1 protein-coding gene is annotated in these 616 nt (G+C 69.0%); it reads right to left on the bottom strand.

The genetic code is table 11. The features are described 5' to 3' along the window. Positions 1–20: 20 nt before the first annotated feature. A partial coding sequence (locus ACNPM4_RS00840) for an HpcH/HpaI aldolase/citrate lyase family protein (RefSeq protein ID WP_448984377.1) occupies positions 21–616 on the bottom strand: 596 nt, incomplete at its 5' end.

Below are 616 nucleotides of genomic sequence, written 5' to 3'. Positions count from 1 at the left end.
AGGAGTCGAAGGTCCTCTGATCAGCTGACGCGGGTGACGACCGATCGCGCGTGCCGAAGCACCGGTTCGTCGATCATCCGTCCCTCGAAGCGGAACACGCCGCGTTCCGTGGCCGCAGCCGCGAGCACCGCCCGCGCCCAGGTCACCGCACCGTCGTCCGGCCGATACGCGGCCCTGATCGCCGACACCTGGTTCGGATGGATGCAGGCCGTGGCTTGGAACCCCGAGGCGGCGGCGTCCATCGCCTCGCGCTGCAGCCCCTCGGCGTCGTCGATGTCGATGTGCACGGCGTCGATGGCCGCTTTGCCGTGCGCGCCGGACTCGAGGAGGACACGAGCACGGGCGTACCGGGCGATATCGCGATAGCCACCCTCCGTATTCCGTGACGAGGTTCCGCCGAGAGAGGCCACGAGATCCTCTGCACCCCACATCATCGCGGTCACCAGGGGGTGCGCGGCGATCCGGTCGGCCGCATGGATGCCGCGCGCGGTCTCGCACAGCGCGATCAGCGAGTACCGCTGGTCGAACGCATCGAGGCTCTCGGCGCTCTCCGTCTTCGCTACCATCACCGTACGGAAGTCCGTCTCGGCGAGTGCGTCGAGGTCGGCCGTGAACG

The organism is Microbacterium umsixpiens, from assembly GCF_053543675.1.
The sequence above is the reverse complement of the archived record's forward strand: the minus strand, read 5'-3'. Positions and strand labels throughout refer to the sequence as shown.